At 70.5% G+C, this 16,929-nt stretch carries 16 protein-coding genes; 3 read left to right on the forward strand and 13 right to left on the reverse strand.

Annotation, left to right across the window (positions count from 1 at the left end; all coding sequences use genetic code 11):
* The 8 genes from tsaB to V6M42_RS00350 form a co-directional block, all read right to left on the reverse strand.
* Nucleotides 1-662 (reverse strand): tRNA (adenosine(37)-N6)-threonylcarbamoyltransferase complex dimerization subunit type 1 TsaB (gene tsaB, locus V6M42_RS00315; protein WP_332676381.1); only part of this gene is annotated, 662 nt, incomplete at its 3' end.
* A 22-nt stretch (nt 663-684) separates the two neighbouring features.
* Nucleotides 685-1,074, reverse strand: coding sequence for a helix-turn-helix domain-containing protein (locus V6M42_RS00320; protein ID WP_332657932.1), 390 nt, complete (start codon nt 1,072-1,074; stop codon nt 685-687).
* Nucleotides 1,075-1,143: 69 nt separating this feature from the next.
* Nucleotides 1,144-1,734 (reverse strand): helix-turn-helix transcriptional regulator, encoded by a 591-nt coding sequence (locus V6M42_RS00325; RefSeq protein WP_332657933.1) that lies wholly within the window; start codon nt 1,732-1,734, stop codon nt 1,144-1,146.
* A gap of 156 nt (nt 1,735-1,890) precedes the next feature.
* On the reverse strand, nt 1,891-2,448 hold the full coding sequence (locus tag V6M42_RS00330; protein WP_332676396.1) for a NifU family protein: 558 nt from the start codon (nt 2,446-2,448) through the stop codon (nt 1,891-1,893).
* 82 nt (nt 2,449-2,530) lie between these two features.
* Nucleotides 2,531-3,001 (reverse strand): universal stress protein, encoded by a 471-nt coding sequence (locus V6M42_RS00335; protein WP_332657934.1) that lies wholly within the window; start codon nt 2,999-3,001, stop codon nt 2,531-2,533.
* Between the two features lie 116 nt (nt 3,002-3,117).
* Nucleotides 3,118-7,998, reverse strand: coding sequence for an NAD-glutamate dehydrogenase (locus V6M42_RS00340; RefSeq protein WP_332676383.1), 4,881 nt, complete (start codon nt 7,996-7,998; stop codon nt 3,118-3,120).
* 200 nt (nt 7,999-8,198) lie between these two features.
* A complete protein-coding gene (locus tag V6M42_RS00345) occupies nt 8,199-9,038 on the reverse strand; it encodes an outer membrane protein (RefSeq protein WP_332657936.1) in 840 nt (279 codons plus the stop codon).
* Nucleotides 9,039-9,346: 308 nt separating this feature from the next.
* On the reverse strand, nt 9,347-10,477 hold the full coding sequence (locus V6M42_RS00350) for an AI-2E family transporter (protein ID WP_332657937.1): 1,131 nt from the start codon (nt 10,475-10,477) through the stop codon (nt 9,347-9,349).
* Nucleotides 10,478-10,581: 104 nt separating this feature from the next.
* On the opposite strand from V6M42_RS00350, the gene V6M42_RS00355 reads away from it, so the two are divergent.
* On the forward strand, nt 10,582-12,168 hold the full coding sequence (locus V6M42_RS00355; RefSeq protein ID WP_332657938.1) for a helicase HerA-like domain-containing protein: 1,587 nt from the start codon (nt 10,582-10,584) through the stop codon (nt 12,166-12,168).
* A complete protein-coding gene (locus V6M42_RS00360; protein WP_332676385.1) occupies nt 12,165-12,638 on the forward strand; it encodes a hypothetical protein in 474 nt (157 codons plus the stop codon). Before V6M42_RS00355 ends, V6M42_RS00360 begins: the two co-directional genes overlap by 4 nt.
* Here V6M42_RS00360 and V6M42_RS00365 read toward each other — a convergent pair.
* The gene (locus tag V6M42_RS00365; RefSeq protein WP_332676388.1) at nt 12,607-13,737 is read right to left on the reverse strand and encodes an MltA domain-containing protein; all 1,131 of its coding nucleotides are present in this window, start codon (nt 13,735-13,737) and stop codon (nt 12,607-12,609) included. The genes V6M42_RS00360 and V6M42_RS00365 overlap by 32 nt on opposite strands.
* Nucleotides 13,737-14,381 (reverse strand): TIM44-related membrane protein TimA, encoded by a 645-nt coding sequence (timA, locus tag V6M42_RS00370; RefSeq protein ID WP_332657941.1) that lies wholly within the window; start codon nt 14,379-14,381, stop codon nt 13,737-13,739. The genes V6M42_RS00365 and timA overlap by 1 nt, the downstream gene beginning before the upstream one ends.
* A gap of 190 nt (nt 14,382-14,571) precedes the next feature.
* Here timA and secB point away from each other — a divergent pair, with 190 nt between their 5' ends.
* The gene (gene secB, locus V6M42_RS00375) at nt 14,572-15,090 is read left to right on the forward strand and encodes a protein-export chaperone SecB (protein WP_332676390.1); all 519 of its coding nucleotides are present in this window, start codon (nt 14,572-14,574) and stop codon (nt 15,088-15,090) included.
* Nucleotides 15,091-15,153: 63 nt separating this feature from the next.
* Here secB and dnaQ read toward each other — a convergent pair whose 3' ends face one another.
* From dnaQ to V6M42_RS00390, 3 genes are all read right to left on the reverse strand, one after another.
* Nucleotides 15,154-15,876, reverse strand: a complete 723-nt coding sequence (gene dnaQ / locus V6M42_RS00380) for a DNA polymerase III subunit epsilon (protein WP_332676392.1) — start codon at nt 15,874-15,876, stop codon at nt 15,154-15,156.
* A 5-nt stretch (nt 15,877-15,881) separates the two neighbouring features.
* Nucleotides 15,882-16,523 carry a dephospho-CoA kinase gene (gene coaE / locus V6M42_RS00385; protein ID WP_332676394.1) on the reverse strand — a complete coding sequence of 214 codons (642 nt, stop codon included), beginning with the start codon at nt 16,521-16,523 and terminating at the stop codon, nt 15,882-15,884.
* A partial coding sequence (locus V6M42_RS00390) for a shikimate dehydrogenase family protein (RefSeq protein WP_442880901.1) occupies nt 16,520-16,929 on the reverse strand: 410 nt, incomplete at its 5' end. The genes coaE and V6M42_RS00390, both read right to left, overlap by 4 nt.

The raw sequence follows: 16,929 nt of genomic DNA on the forward strand, positions 1-16,929 counted from the left end.
GGCAGCCGGGTCGGCGGCGCCGCGTCGGGCGCGCGCAGGTACAGGGGCCGGGGCGGCGAAACCGCCGGATCGGCCGCCGCCGCCAGCCGCGCCAGCGCCTCGGGGGCCGGTCCCGCCAGCGGCGCGAGGCTCAGCGCCGGGAAGGCCGCGGCGAAGAGAACCGCCCCCGATCCGATCAGCACAGAGCCGGACGGCAGGCCGGCGATCCGCTCCGACGCCGCCTCCAGGGACAGGGCCTCCGCGGGGCCGTCGGCGACGCCGCCCGACGCGCCCTGCGGCCAGAATCGCGCATAGACCTGTCCCCGCCGCGCATCGATCACCGCCGCCGCCGCATCGCCCTCGTCTGAAGCCGCCAGCGCGTCCAGGCTGGAGATCCCCACCACCGGCCGATCCAGCGCCGCGCCCAGCCCCTGTGCGAAGGCCAGGCCGACGCGCAGTCCGGTGAATGAGCCCGGCCCCACGGTCACCCCGATCCGGTCGATCGCCCCGAAGGTCAGTCCGGCTTCGGCCATGGCGTCCCGCGCGAAGCCGGCCAGCCGTTCCGAATGCCCCTTGGCCATCGGCTCGGACCGCAGACCCAGCCGACGCACGGTCGCGCCCGAGACCTCGAACACCCCGGCCGTGCACAGGCCCAGCGCCGTATCGACGACCAGCACCCTCATGACCGCGCTCCGCTGCGGAGGCTCAGACGTCCCGCGCCAGGGCCTGGACGATCCGCGCCACCGCCTTGCGCACCTCGCGGTCCGCAATCATCGGGAAGCCCGTGGCGACCGACCGTCCATCCGTCGTGGCGGTGATCAGGCGCAGCCCCGCCCAGCCGTCGTCGACCCCGCCCCTCGCGGTTTCGACCGGTGGGAAGAAGCTCTCGACCGATGTGCCCAGCACCGTCGCGGCGCGATGCAGGCGCGAGGCCGAGATACGGTTCTGACCGGTCTCGTATTTCTGCACCTGCTGGAAGCTGATCCCCAGTTGCTGGGCCAGGGCGCTCTGCGACAGGCCCAGCGCCGAGCGCCGCAAGCCGATCCGCGCCCCGACATAGGCGTCCACGTCGTCCCGACCGCCGATCCTGGCCATGTCTGCTCGTCTCCCTTTCCACTCCGCAGAGTTTCATGGAAACGAAAATGTTGCAATGAAATAGTTTCATCAGCGTTCCAGCCGCGCCGTAACCGCCGAGACCGAGCGCGTGTCGGCGCGCGCGATCCGCTCCTCGGAGCCCAGCCCGCCCGGTCCGCCCCGCACCACCAGAACGTCGGCGTCGGCCCGGTCGTACAGCCGCACCCGCGTCTCGCCGCCGGTCATCTCGATGACGCAGCCCTGGTCCCGCCGCGGCCAGCGCCCCGGCTCATACTCCAGCACCACGCCCGAGGCGGCCCAGGGCGCGAGGTCGTCGTTGGACAGCTGCACGCGCCGCACCGCGGCCGGCGGCGGGGGCGTGAAGCCCCGGCCCGCGCTGGCCAGACCCGTCGTTCCGGCGGCGGGCTCGGGGGTCGCGTCGACCGGACCGCGGGCCAGCGCCAGCGCCTCGACCGTCGTTCCGATCGCGCCGGTCAGCCGCCGCTGCACATCGGGCCGGAACAGGCCCGAGCGTTTGCCGGATTCGTACAGACCCCAGCCCTGGCTGGTCATGCCGGCCCGCAGCCCGGCCTCGGCCTGGCTCAGCCCCGCCTCGCGGCGCAGGGCCGCCAGGGCCTCGCCGAGACGCCGGGCGTCCTCATCGCTTTCAAACCGGGGCATGGATCAATGATGGCGCCGTCCGCGCGCGGAAGCGAGACGTATTCGTTTCAGGGCCTCGCGCTCAGGCAGCGAGCCGTTGCACGGCGAGCGACAGCGCCCCGACAGGACCGCGCTCAAGCAGCGAGCGACTGCGTCGCGAGCGTTGGCGCCCCGAAATCAAAGCACCTGCTCGACCCGGGTCACTTCCGGGACGTAGTGTTTCATCATCTGCTCGACCCCGGCCTTCAGCGTCGCGGAGGACGACGGACAGCCGGCGCAGGCCCCGCGCATGCGCAGGGTCAGGACCCCCGTCTCCGCGTCGAAGGCGTCGAACAGGATGTCGCCGCCGTCCTGGGCCACGGCCGGGCGGACGCGGCTGTCCAGCAGCTGTTTGATCTCGGCCACGACCTCGCTGTCCTCGGCCGACGCCTGGGCGGACAGGCCGGCCGCGCCGCGCATCAGGGGGGCGCCCGAGACGAAATGATCCATGACGGTCGCGAGAATGGGCGCCTTCATCGCCGCCCATTCCGGCCCCTGCGCATCCCGCGTGACAGAGACATAGTCGTAGCCGAAGAAGACGCCCGTCACGCCCTCGAGCGTGAACAGGGCCTCGGCCAGCGGCGAGGCGGCGGCCTCTTCCGCATTGACGAAATCGGTCGGCGACTCCGCCACGTCCCGTCCAGGCAGGAATTTGAGGACGTTCGGATTGGGGGTCGGTTCGGTCTGGATGAACATGGCGCTCAGATGCGCCGCCTCAGGCGCGGGTTCAAGGCCCACGGGGTCGCACCCGCGAGGGCGGCGGGCGGGCCGGGATCCGTCAGGCCAGGTCCTCGATGTCCTTCTCGGTCAGTTCGCCCGGCACGATCGTCACCGGCAGCTTGCGGCCCGTGAAGGCGGCGCCCTGTTTGACCACCGCCGACACCAGGGGTCCCGGACCGCGCCCGCCGTGGCCGGCGGCCAGGACCAGGATCTTGATGTCCGGGTCCTCGCCGACGACCTTGCGAATGGCGTCCTGGGGCTCGCCACGTTCGATCAGCAGCATCGGCGTGGCACCGGATCGCTCGGCCGCCTCGGCAGCCCACTTGTCCAGCAGGGTCTCGGCCTCGAGCCGCGTCTGGCGCTCGATCTCCTCGCGGACCCCGGACCAGTGGGCGTCCGCCGCCGCCGCGGGGATGACGCGCAGCATGGCCACCCGCCCCCCGGTCGAACGGGCCCGCCGCGCGGCGTAGCGCAGGGCGGATTCGAACTCCGGACTGTCGTCGACGACGACCAGAAACTTGCGCGGCATCAGCCTCTCCCTCAGCCCGGGACGCTACCAGAATCCGGTCGCATGCGCGAAGCGCCAGGCCGCGTCGGGTCGAAAAGGCGGAGCCTTTTGACCGCGGCCCAACAGGAAAGACTTCGTCAGCCTGCCGACGACGCTATCTCACGAATGGCGCCGTTGGCGATCGTCAGTTTGGCGAAGGTCCAGCCCGAGCCCGAGGCCTCGATCTCGTCGACCGAGGCGCGGACGCCTTCCACGGTCGCCAGACGCGGCCCGATCCAGGCGTCGACCGCGGTCTCCGCCGAAGCCTCGGTGGCGCCGACGGAGGCCTTGGAGCCCTTGGCCACGGCCCGGGTCAGCAGGACGTGCTCGGCCATCAGATCCTCGATCAGGCGGCGCACCGCCAGACTGTCGAAATGATCCGCCATCGGCACCTGACCCGCCGCGGCGCGCAGCCGGTCGATGTCGAAGGCCGCGCCGACCTGGTGGTACAGCATGGCCATGGCCGGTTCGGACCATTTCGCCTCGCGGGCCAGATCGCCGATGTCGACGGTGGCGACCAGCGGCCGCAGCATGGCGAAGTCGCGCGCCATGGCCTTGGACGCGCCCAGGCCGATGAAGGTCTGGACCCGGTCTTCCAGCCGCGCCTGTTCGAACCGCGAAAGCACCGCGCCGCCGGCGGCGCGAAGGGCGTCCGCCGCGGGGCGATAGGCCTCGATCAGCTGGCCGACCGTGCAGCCCTTGCGCATGGCCCGGCGCGCCAGGAAGAAGGTCTGGCGGCGCAGCACGGTGGCGATTTCCCCGTACAGCGCCATCTGCGCCGCGGCGGGAATCTTCCGGTCGAGGGCGGAGACGGCGTCCCACGCCTCGTCGAGGCGGAAGATCTGGCGCGCCGCCTCGAAGGCGATGACCATGGCGCCCGTGTCGCACCGCGCCGCCTGCCGCAGCCGCTCGGGGAAGGTCGGCCCGGCCATGTTGACGATCTCGTTCGACAGGATCGTCGAGATGATCTCGCGCCGCAGCCGGTGGCGCTGCATGTCGGCCTCGTATTTCGCCAGCGGGGCCGGGAAATAGCGGACCAGGGTCTGTTTGAAGAAGGCGTCGTCGGGCGCGGCCGAGGCGACGATGTCGTCGAACAGCTCCAGCTTGGAATAGGCTGTCAGCACGGCCAGCTCGGGCCGGGTCAGCGCCTGGCCGGAGGTCTTCATCTCGGCCAGCTTCACATCGTCGGGCAGGCCCTCGACCTTGCGGTCCAGCTTACCCTTCGACCCCAGCCACTGCATGAACCGCTGCTGGGAATCCAGCGCCGAAACACCCTCCGCCTCCTGCAGCGAGAGGGCCAGGGTCTGGTCGTAGTTGTGGGCCAGAACCTTCAGCCCGACCTCGTCGGTCATGGAGGCCAGCAGGGCGTCGCGCTTGTCGGCCTTGAGCGAGCCCGAAGCGATGGCCGCCCCGGTCAGGATCTTGATGTTGACCTCATGGTCGGACGAATCCACCCCGGCCGAGTTGTCGATGGCGTCGGTGTTGATCCGGCCGCCGGTCCCGCCGGCGCCCGAACGCGCGAAGGCGATGCGGCCCGCCTGGGTCATGCCCAGGTTGGCGCCCTCGCCGATGACTTTCGCGCGAACCTCGCCGCCGTCGATGCGGATGGCGTCATTGGCCTTGTCGCCGACCTGGGCGTCGCTCTCGGTCGGAGCCTTCACATAGGTGCCGATGCCGCCGAAATAGAGCAGTTCGGCCGGCGCCTTGAGGATGGCCTTCATCAGGGCGGCCGGGTCCAGCACATCCTCCTGGATGTCCAGCGCCGCCTTGATCTGCGGTGTCAGCTGGATCGACTTGGCCGAGCGCGGGAAGACGCCGCCCCCCCTGGAGATCTTCGTCTTGTCGTAGTCCTGCCAGGACGAGCGCGGGACCTTGAACATCCGCTCCCGTTCCACCCAGCTCGTCGCCGGATCCGGGGTCGGATCGATGAAGATGTCGCGGTGGTCGAAGGCGGCGATCAGCCGGATCTGTTTCGACAGCAGCATGCCGTTGCCGAACACGTCGCCGCTCATGTCGCCGACGCCGACGACGGTGAAGGGCTCTGACTGGATGTCCTTGCCCTCCTCGCGGAAGTGGCGCTTGACCGCTTCCCAGGCGCCGCGGGCGGTGATGCCCATTTCCTTGTGGTCGTAGCCGACCGATCCGCCGGAGGCGAAGGCGTCATCGAGCCAGAAGCCGTAGTCGCGCGCCACGCCGTTGGCGATGTCCGAGAAGGTCGCCGTGCCCTTGTCGGCGGCCACGACCAGATAGGGATCGTCGCCCTCGAAGCGCACGACATGCTGCGGCGGAACGACCTTGCCCTTGGCGTTGATGTTGTCGGTGACGTCGAGCAGACCCGAGAGGAAGGTCCTGTAGGCGCGGATGGCCTCGGCCTGCTGGGCGTCGCGGTCCCCGCCGGCGCGCACGATGGCGGCCAGATGTTTGGGGAAGAAGCCGCCCTTGGAGCCCACCGGCACGATGACGGCGTTCTTGACCTGCTGCGCCTTGACCAGACCCAGCACCTCGGTGCGGAAGTCGTCGCGGCGGTCGGACCAGCGCAGGCCGCCGCGCGCCACGGGGCCGAAGCGCAGATGGACGCCCTCGATATGCGGGGCCCAGACGAAGATCTCGCGGAATGGCTTGGGCAACGGCAGGTCGGCCAGTTCGCGCGAGGCGACCTTGATCGAGATGTGCGCCTTGGGCCGGCCGTCGGCGCCGGTCTGATAATAGTTGGTCCGCTTGATCGCCTCGACCAGCAGGGCCATCCGGCGAAGCGCCCGGTCGTGGTCCAGGCTCTTCACGTCCTGCAGCAGGGCGTTGATCGCGGCGACCTGTTTCGTCACGGCGGCCTCGCGGCTGGCGCCGTCGCCGCCCCGGGCCGGATCGAATTTGGTCTCGAACAGCTCCAGGATCGCGCGCGCCACGGCGGGATAGTCGCGCAGCGCCTCTTCCTGCACGGCCTGCGACGGATCGAGCCCGGTCTGCTGGCGATAGCGGGCCAGGGTGCGCACCAGCGCCGCCTCGCGCCAGTCGACCCCCAGCTCCAGCACCAGGCGGTTGAAGCCGTCGCTCTCGGTCAGGCCGGTCCAGACGGCCGAGAAGGCCGCCTCGAACGGGCCCTTCACGTCCTCGAATTTCAGATCGCCGCCGCGCGGATCCTCGAGCAGGAATTCATGCACATGGATCTTCTCGCCCCCGGTCGGCTGCAGGGCGTGGCCCCACTCCTCCAGCGTCTTCAGGCCCATGTCGGCCAGGATCGGCAGCACGTCCGACAGCGGCACGGCCGAGCCGCGGCGGTAGAGCTTGAAGCGGAAATTGAGCGGTCCGTCTTCCGGCGTGCGGAAGGCGCGCACCGACACCGGATCGCCCGATCCGATCTGGCCGGTCTCGTTCAGACCGTCGACGGCCATCAGGTCGCGCACGGCCTCGTCGGCGTCATAGCGGTCGCGGTAGCCGGCGCCGAAGGCCTCGGCCCAGCGCACGCTCAGCGGGCCGACGGCGACGTCGTCCACGTCGGCGGCGCGCAGGGCGCCCTCGAAACGGTCGATCCAGCTGCGGCCCGCCTCGGCGACCTGGGCTTCCAGCTCGGTTTGATCCGGGCACGGATGATCGCCAGGCGTGACGCCGATGATGTAGTGGATTCGCACCAGCGGCTGGTCCGACAGCTGCGGATACCAGGCCGACATCCGACCGCCCCAGGCCTTGGCCAGAATCCGGCCGATCCGTTCACGGACCGAGGCGTCGAACCGCTCGCGCGGGATGAAGGCCAGAATCGAGACGAAGCGGTCGAACGGGTCCTTGCGGGTGAAGATCTTGATCCGCGGCCGGTCGTGCAGGTGCAGGATGCCGAGCGCGATCTCCAGCAGTTCGTCCTCGCCGATCTGGAAGAGTTCGTCGCGCGGATAGTTCTCGAGGATGTTCTTCAGCCGCTTGTGGCTGTGGCTGCCCTCGATCTTGCCGCCGCGGGCCAGGGCGCCGGCGACCTTGCGCCGGATCAGCGGCACCTCGGCGGCGGCCCGGTCATAGGCCTCGGCGGTGAACAGGCCGACGAAGCGGGTCTCGCCCGACGGCCGCCCGTCCGGGCCGAACCGCTTGACCCCGACGTAGTCCATATAGGCGCGGCGGTGGACCCGGGACCGGACGTTGGCCTTGGCCACCGTCACCGGCTCGGACAGGTCCAGCTGCTTCTTCATCGATTTCGTCAGCACCGCCGGCTCATTGGCCCGGCGCAGCACGGTGCGCTTCGGATCGGCCAGCAGGCCCAGGCCCGCGCCCGACTGCGACAGCGGCGCCTCGGCCTCGTAGCCGCCGTCCTTCGAGCGCGGGTAGTCGTAGTCGCGCGCGCCGAGGAAGACGAAATGGTCGTGCTGCAGCCAGCGCAGGAATTCCAGGTTCTCGGCCAGCACCTCGGGCGCCACGCCCTTGGGCCCGCCCTCCAGATGCTCGATCGAGCGGGCCATCAGACCGGCCATCGCCGCGTGGTCGTTCACCGCCCCGGCCACATCGGCCATGGTCGCGGACATTTCCTCGCCCAGCGCGTCGCGGCGCTCCTGCGGCAGGGGGTCGATGACCACCACGATGATGGATTCCCGGCCGCCGTCCTCGTCGGTGACCGGATGGTAGAGCGAGCGCACCGTCACGCCGGCCTCGGCCAGTTCGCCCATGACGCTGTCGACGAGGAAGGGCCGGTCGTCCTGGATGACGGTCAGCAGGTCAAAGCCCGCCGCGCGGCCGTCGGCGCCGGTCACGGGGGAGACGGTGATCCGCGCCGGTTCGCCATGGGCCCGCCCCTCGGCGGCCTTCCAGACATTGGCCAGCAGGACGGCCAGATCGTCGCCGCCCAGTTCGGGAGTCTCGTCCGCCGCATAGTCCTCGAAGGCCTGCGCCAGGAAGTCCAGGGCGCGGGCGTCGGGCTTCACCGTCAGGGCCTTGCGGAACCGCTTCTCCAGCGCCTCCAGCGTGATCGCCTGAGGAAGCTTTGACGCCGGTTCGCCGGACATGGGGCAGGTCTCTTGCAGACGCGGCCTCAGCATCGGCCGCCAGGATGGGGGCTCAGACTAGGCCGCTTCGCCACCGGGGCAAGGCTGCTGTCCGACGGCCGCCTGACTAGGCCAGCCGGCCCGTCCGGGGAACCCCCAAAAACGAAAACGCCGGCCCCGTTTCCGGAGCCGGCGTCGCCGATCGTCGGTCTTCGCAGTCCCTAGAAGCGGACGTTCATGCCGATGCGCAGCGCGTGCAGGTCAAGGCCGTCGTTGCTCCGGGCGATGTCTGTCCCCGTCGTGTTCGGCGGCTGGATGAAGGGGTTGGCGGGCCCGGCCGTCCCGGGACCGGCGCGGACGACATAGTCGCCGGGCTGCAGGTTCGAATAGAGGTACTCGCCCGTCACCGACAGGTTCGGCGCCAGTCGCCATTCGACGCCGCCGCCCAGCTGGTAGCCGTCGGCGTCGTCCTCGTTGACGGTCTCGGTGAAGCTGTTGGCCGTATTGGTGGTGCGGAAGCCGTTCTCGACCTTGGCCTTGGCGGCGCCGCCGGTGGCGTAGACCAGGGCCCGGCCGACGGGGAAGCCGACACGGGCGCGGAGGGCGGCCATCTGTTCCACCTGGCGGGTGAAGACATAGGCGGCCGGGGTGCCGCTGAACGAGGTGACCGAGTCTTCCAGATCCACGGCGCTCAGTTCGCCGACCAGGCCGACGACCAGCGGGCCGAACCGCATGTCGTAGCCGGCGCGGATCGAACCTTCGACGCCGGTCGGGTCGACATCGCAGCCTGCGTCGGAGGCCTGGCCGATCGCGGCGCCGTCGCAGGAGCCGGGGCCGAAGGCGTTGGTCGTCGTGCCGCTGAGCACGACCGTGTCGTCGAACTGGCCGTCGAAGTCGCGGTCGAAGACGAGGCCTTCACCGGCGTCCTCGTTGTTTTCGACGACGCCGCCGTAGACGCCGATATAGGGGCCGCTCCAGTCGGGAACGGATTGGGCCAGGGCGGGCGCCGAGACGCCGGCCAGCAGGATCGCCAGAGATGCGGCGGAAACAGTTTTGTACATGGAGGTATCCTTGGAGCTGTTCGCGGACCGTCCGCGCGTCGCCCTTCCGCCGCCGCTAACGGGACCTCTCCCGGCCCGTTCCTTCCGGACCACGGTTCGATCAGGCCCTGTGGCGCGGATGTCGCGCAGCGGATTGCGGATACGACAAGGCCGCCGAACTTGCGTCCGGCGGCCTGCTTCGGATCGGCGCCTGGGAGGGGGAGGGTCGGCGCCGATCTGCCTGCCGCGGCTTGGGGGAGGGGGAGGGGCCGCGGCGACAGGGATGAGATAGGGGCCGGTTGTGACCAATCAAGGGCGGCGCAGGCGTCTCAGTCGGCGGAGACCTGCGGCGGGTTGACGCGGCCACGCTTCACGCGGGCGGGCTTCGGGTCGTCGTCCTCGGCATAGGGCTCGCCGTCCCCGGACAGCAGTATGGCCATCCAGCGCGATCCCTTGAATTCGGCCAGGACGGCCATGGCCATGACCGCCAGGGGCGTCGACAGGAACATGCCCACCACGCCCCACAGCTGGCCCCACAGCGCGAGGGACAGCAGCACCACCACGGGGTCGATGTTCTGGTTCTCGCCCTGCATGCGCGGCTGGATCATGTTGCCGCTGATGAACAGGATCGCCTGCAGCCCGATGAGCAGCACCGCCGCCGGCCAGTAGCTTTCGAACTGCACCAGGGCGAACAGCGGCGGCGCCAGGCCCGCGACCGCTCCGCCCAGAACCGGGATGAAGCCGACCACGAAGATGACGAAGGTCCAGAACTCGGCGTTCTGCAGCCCGACGGCCCGCATCAGCAGCCAGGCGGCGGCGCAGATCATGGCCCCGGTCACGGTCTGGACCCACAGATAGCCCTCGACGCCTCCGCGGACCCTTTCGAATACCGCCAGCGCCTCGGCCCGGCTCTCGCGGTTGGGGAACAGTCCCACCAGCTTGCGCCGGAACCCGGACTGGGCCGCCAGCAGGAAGGCCAGATAGACCATGACGAAGAAGGCTCCTGACAGGATCCCCTGCGCCTGCAGGGCGGCCGCCGTCAGATAGCCGCGGATGTCCAGCCCGCTGAGCAGCTCGGCCGCGGTGGGCGCCGTCTCGACGCCGAACATCCGGCCGCCGTCCACCAGGATCTGGTCGATCCGCGGTCCGACCCGGCCGGTGATGCCCTCGGCCTGGTCGAAGAAGCCCGCCGCGCCGTTCACGATGATGGCGATCGAGGCGATGAAGCCCAGCACCACCACCAGCAGGGCCGCCACCCCGGCCCAGCGGCCCGGAATCGGCGTGCGGGCCTCGATCGACCGCTTCACCCCGTCGACCATGATCATCAGGAAGATGGCCATGGCCAGGGGGGTCAGTATGCCCCGCAGCCAGAAGACGGCGGCTCCCGCCGCCACCACGGCGATCAGGACAAGCGCATTGCGCGCGACGGTCGAGGTCGGCAGGACGATGGGCGCTTTCATGTCCGCATCGTCGGCGGCGTCGCGGGTTCGGTCAATGATGTCGACAAGGCGCTTGAAGCCCGCCGCTCGCCGCGACAGGGTGAAGACCCCCTCAGGAGCTTCCCATGACCGACGCCCCCGGCATCTTCCTCGGCCAGTCCCTTGACGGGACGGACGGGGCCCCCGGCCTGGCCCAGACCCTGCTGCTGAACCGCGCCAACCGCCACGGCGTCGTCGCCGGCGCCACCGGCACGGGCAAGACGGTCACCCTGCAGATCATGGCCCAGGGCTTTTCCGACGCCGGCGTTCCCGTCTTCTGCGCCGATGTGAAGGGCGACCTGTCCGGCGTCTGCGTTCCCGGCTCGCCCAACGAGAAACTGCTGGCCCGCGCCGCCTCCATGGGGCTGACGCTCCAGCCCAGGGCCGCGCCCGTCGTCTTCTGGGACCTGTACGGCCTCAAGGGCCATCCGATCCGCACCACCGTCAGCGAGATCGGCCCCGTGCTTCTGGCCCGGATGCTCAACCTCAACGACGTGCAGGAGGGCGTGCTCTCGGTCCTCTTCCACGTCGCAGACACCGAAAAACTGCTGCTGCTCGACCTCGACGACCTGCGCGCCATGCTGGCCTATCTCGGCGAGAACGCGGACCGCATCGGCCGCGAGGTCGGCAATGTCGCCCCCGCCTCCATCGCCTCGATCCAGCGCGCCGTGCTCCAGCTGGAACAGCAGGGCGGCAAGGCCTTCTTCGGCGAACCGGCCCTGCGGCTGGAGGACATGATGCGCACCGGCCTGGACGGCCGCGGCCAGGTGAATGTGCTGGACGCGACGAAGCTGATGGCCAGCCCGCGCCTGTACGCCGCCTTCCTGCTGTGGCTGCTGTCGGAACTGTTCGAACAGCTGCCCGAGGTCGGCGATCCCGAAAAGCCGCGCCTCGTCTTCTTCTTCGACGAGGCCCATCTGCTGTTCAACGACACCCCGGACGCCCTGCGCGAAAAGGTCGAACAGGTCGTGCGCCTGATCCGCTCCAAGGGCGTCGGCGTCTATTTCGTCACCCAGAACCCGGCCGATATTCCCGACAGCGTCCTGGCCCAGCTGGGCAACCGCATCCAGCACGCCCTGCGCGCCTACACCCCGGCCGAACAGCGCGGCCTGAAGGCGGCCTCCGAAAGCTTCCGCGCCAATCCCGCCTTCGACACCGCCGAGGCCATCCAGGGCCTGGGCGTTGGCGAAGCCCTGGTCTCGACCCTCGACGAAAAGGGCGCCCCCCGGGTCGTCGCCCGCACCGCCATCCGCCCGCCCGACAGCCGCCTGGGACCGGCCACGGACGCCGAACGCGCCGCCGTCACGGCCGCCAGCCCCGTGCGCGGCCTCTACGAAACCATGGTCGACCGCGAATCCGCCGAGGAAATCCTGAATGCCCGCCGCGGGGAACAGGACCAGGCCGCCGCCGACGCCAAACTGGCCGAGGCCCGGGCGAAAGCCGAGGCCGCCGCGGCGAAGGACGCCGAAAAGGCCGCCGTCGTCCGCGAACGGGAACAGGCCCGCGAACAGGCCCGCTACGACCGCGAAGCGGCCCGCCCCCGCGCGGCCCCCCGGCGCTCGACTCGAGAAACTCCGATCGAGGCGGCCACCAAGTCGGTTCTCAGGACGGCGGGGTCGACGCTGACGCGGGAGCTGCTGCGCGGTCTGCTGGGCGGGCTGAAGCGGAGATGACGAGTCCGGGCGTCTATCACGATCATCTTGAGGCGTTAAGATCGGGAGACGCATCGGACCCGGACCATAGCTACAACCTCCAGAACTACATCGTTGAGGACTGGATGGAGGCGACTGGCCTCTCAAGACGCCAGATCTGCGACGTCGTGGCGGCATGGCTGGTGTTCGGATTTGCAGCTGGCCGTCTGACCTTCGAGTTCGCCGACATGCTCGCCAACGATTTGAACTTTATTGCCTCGGCTGCTGCAGCGGCAGGGACCGCTCAGATAACCGATTTCCACACGCCCTTGTCGTGGGAAACCTATCTGGCGTTCGACGCCGGAGAGTTCACCTTCGACGCGGATTTTGATCCCGTCGAGGGAAACACCCGCCCTCTGGTTGCGGCCATCCTTCAGAAGATCGAGGCGTTGGTGGAGTATCCGGCCGCTCTTGCCGGCCTCACCCTTTCGGAACCAGCCGCCACATCCTGAGCGGATGGCGGACCGACCCCGCCTCAGCCCCGGCCGCCTCGCCCCGGCCCATATAGAGGTCAGCGCGCACCGGCCCGCGGATCGCCGACCCGGTGTCCAGCGCCACGACCAGCCCCTGATAGCTGCCCCGGGCGCCGGTCAGGTTCCCGCCGTCGGCCGAAATCCACACAAGGTCGCCATAACGCCAGCTGGCCGGATCGACGGCGATGGCGCGCCGCGCCGGCAGGGGGACGCCCGCGGCTCCGGCCGGGTCGCCGCCGTCGTCGGGGTCCGTCTTGAAGAAGATGTAGCGGGGGTTCAGCGCCATCACCGCCCGGGCCTCGGCCCCGCGATGCGCCGCCAGCCAGGCGCGGATGGCGTCGCCCGAGGTCCCGTTGCGCGGCAGCAGCCCCTGCTCGGCCATCGGCCGGGCGATGCCGGTGAAGGGCTGGCCGTTGTCGGCGGCGTAGGCGGCGCGGATCCGCGATCCGTCCTCCAGCGTCAGATAGCCCGAGCCCTGGATCTGCATAAAGAACAGGTCCTCGGCCCGCATCCAGGCCAGGGGCGCCGACGCCGAAACGGCGCGCGGGTCAGCCTCGATCACGGCCCGGGGCGGCAGGGTCCGCCCCGACGTCCAGCCGGCCGGCGGGGCCAGCACGGGGGCGTCGAATTCGGCGTCGGGCCGGGTCCGCGCGGGGTATTCCGGGGCGAAATAGGAGGTCAGCAGGCCGGGCCGTCCATCCGCCGTCTCGGCCGCCACGACAGTGAAGCCGGTCTCGAAGAAGGCGCGCGCCGCCGCGCGCGTCACCGGCCGCGATGTCTGTTTGATCTGCATGGCCCGGGCGCACTGGACCCGGGCCGCCGCCTCGCGCGCCGCCGTGCAGCCGGTCGCATAGGCTTCGAACGCGGCCAGATGGTCCTCGCCGGACCATCCGGGCAGGGTGGTCGGGCTGCGGGCCGCCGGCGTCGCCGGAGCGGGAGAAGGAGAGGGCGACGGGGCCGGCGTTGCGGGCGGGGTCGTCGGGGCCGCGGCCGGACCGGTCGCGCATCCGCTCAGCACGAGTGTCAGGGCCAGTGCGGCGGCCCGCAGGCTCGGCCGGCCCCGCGCGCCGCTCCGCATCAGGCGGCGGCGGGTTCGGTGCGGGCCAGGACCCAGTTGGGATCGCTGGCGCCCAGGGTCCGCTCGAAGGTCCACAGTTCGGCGACCCGGCGTTCCTCGATCTGCGGCTCGGCGGCGGCGTCGGCGGACGTCACCGTATTGCGCAGCTCGGCCAGGAAGCGGACCTTGGCCGTGGCGCGGTTCTCCTCGGCCGAGGCCAGCTCCAGATCGGCGCGGGCCGGGTGCAGGAATTCGGCGACCTCGGTCTCGGCCCGGGCCTCGCGCGCGGCGATGCCGGCCTCGAACGAGGCCATGACCGTCGGGGTCAGCAGCGGTTTCAGGGTCTCGCGGTCCCCGGCGGCGTAGGCCCGGACGATGGTCTCGTGCGCCTGACGCGCGCCTTCGAGGAAGCGGACGGGGTCGAAATTGGGGTCGCGCGCCTTCAGGCCGGCGATCGAGGCCGCGGTGACGGCGTCCAGCACGTTCGGACGGGCCCCGGCGGGCTCGGCCCTGGCGCCGGCGGGAATGGTCGCCGGTTTGGCGCGGGCGTCGTCCTCGGGCTGACGGCCGACCTTCTTGCCCAGCACATTGTAGAGCTGGAACAGGACGATAGCGGCGATCACGGCGAAGATGACGATCTGGATCTGGACCGGCGGCACTGGCAATCCTTGACTGGCGTCCGCGAAACGGCGGGCGCGACGGTTGACGATTAGGGGCTGATATAGGGCCGCGCAACCTGAACCGCCCCTGATGCGAGGGGAGCGTCGTTGCCGCACCCCCGGCCGCGTGCTAGTCGCGGCGCCTTCCGGGGCGTCCGAAAGGACGCCGTTCACCCTATTCAGACAGACCCGACCGATGACCGACGCCGCCCCTCCCGCCGACGCCAACACGGCTGCGCCCGCCGACGCCGCCCCCCAGGGACCGCAAGGCCCGGGCTTCCGGATCGTCGCCCAGTACGTCAAGGACCTGTCCTTCGAGAACCCCAAGGCCCCCGACAGCCTGCGCGTCGACGGCAAGCCCGCCATCGACATGGGCGTCGAGATGAACGCCCAGGGCCGTCCCGACGGCCTGTTCGAGGTCGATCTGCGCCTGACCATCAAGGCCACGACCGAGGCCATGACCGTCTTCAACGTCGAACTGCTGTACGGCGGCCTGTTCGCCCTGCAGGGCGTGCCCGAGCAGGACATCGAGCCGCTGCTGCTGATCGAATGCCCGCGCTACCTGTTCCCGTTCGCCCGCGAGATCATCGCCCGCGCCACTTCGGACGGCGGCTTCTACCCGCCCTTCATGCTGGACCCGATCGACTTCGCCGGCATCTACGTCGCCCGCCAGCAATCCATCGCTCGCGGCCCGGCGGAGCAGGGCAAGGCGTAAAGGCAGGGATGAGGGACCAGGGATGAGGGATGAAGAAGGGCCGGAAGTTGTCTTCCCTAATCCCTAGTCCCTCATCCCGACTTCCACCCCATAGCCCTTCCACAGCGACAGGTCCTTCAGCGTCGCCTGCAGGAAGGCCTCGTGCGCCGCATGCTCGGCCTCGCTGCCGCGCGGTTCCAGCGGACGGGGGCGGGGCGGATAGCCCGCCGCGGCGTGGGCCGCCGCTGCCGCCGTGGCGACCGTGCGCGACGCCGACAGGTCCAGCCGCCGTTCCTTGCCGCCCTTCAGCTCCAGATAGACCTCGGCCAGAAGCCGGGCGTCGATCAGGGCGCCGTGCAGGCTGCGCTCGACCAGGCTGATCTTGTAGCGCTTGCACAGGGCGTCCAGCGAGTTCGCCATCCCCGGAAACCGCGTCTGGGCCAGCTTGAGGGTGTCGATCCAGCGATCCTCAGGGAACAGCGGCCGGCCGCAACGGCCGAATTCGTGATCGATGAAGCTGCGGTCGAACTGGGCGTTGTGGGCGATGATCGGCGCGTCGCCGATGAAGTCGCACAGGTCGATGACGATCTCGGCGAATTTGGGCGCGTCCTTCACCTTGTCGTCGGTGATGCCGTGCACCCGGATCGCGTCCGGGGGGATCAACCGCTCGGGGTGGATCAGCCGGTGGAAGGTCCGCCCGGTGGGCAGCAGGTCCTCGATCTCGATACAGCCGACCTCGATCATCCGGTCGCCCGTGCGGGGGTCGAAGCCGGTGGTTTCCGTGTCGAGAACGATTTCGCGGGACATGCCCCTTATTGGCGCGCTTCGCCCGCTTGCGGAAGGCCGCGCCGGGGCGGAGACCACCCCTCGGCCAGAACCATCCCCACGATTTCATTGACCCGGGCCCGGGCGGCCTCCAGCCCCTCGCCGGTGTCGATCACGAAGTCCGCCCGGCGGCGCTTTTCGGCGTCGGGCGTCTGCCGCGCCAGGATGGCATCGAACCGCTCGCGGGTCATGCCGGGCCGGGCCAGGACCCGCGCCGCCTGCACCTCGGCCGGGGCCGTCACCACCACCACCGCGTCGACCGCAGCGTCTCCGCCGGTCTCGAACAGAAGCGGAATGTCCAGCACGGCCAGCTTCACGCCCCTCTCCCCGGCCGCCGCCAGATCCTCGAGACGGCAGGCCAGCACCAGCGGATGGACGATCGCCTCCAGACGCTTGAAGGCCTGATCGTCCCGTCCCAGCGCCTCGGCCAGCTTCGTCCGGTCCACGGCCCCGCCCGTCACCACGCCCGGAAAGGCCGCGCCCACCGGCCCGACCGCCGCGCCGCCCTTCGCGTACAGCCGGTGCACGGCCTCGTCCGCATTCCAGACCAGGGCCCCGGCGTCGGCGAACATGGCCGTCGTCGTCGACTTGCCCATGCCGATGGAGCCGGTCAGACCCAGGACGATCATTCGCCCTCTCCCATGGCGTCCAGGGCGACGGCCCGCACATCCACATCCACATCCGGCGGCGCGATCCCGAACAGCGCCCGGAACGACGGCCCCGCCTGACCGATCAGCATGGCCAGGCCGTCCACCGTCGTCAGCCCCCGCGCCCGGCCTTCCGCGAGAAACGGCGTGACCAGCGGCCTGTAGGTCATGTCCATCAGCACCGCGTCGGCCCGCAGCGCCCCAAGGTCGATCGTCGGCGCAACGCTCAGCGCATTGACCACCAGCGCCGCCTCGCCCAACGCGCCGACATCGACCACCGTCACGCCCAGATCGTCCGCCAGCGCCCGCGCCCGCTCCGCGGTCCGGTTCAGCACGCCGACCTCGGCCCCCGCCGCCTTCAGCGCCGCCGCCGCCGCCCGCGCCGCGC

The organism is Brevundimonas sp. (assembly GCF_036677305.1).
Classification (GTDB): Bacteria; Pseudomonadota; Alphaproteobacteria; order Caulobacterales; family Caulobacteraceae; genus Brevundimonas.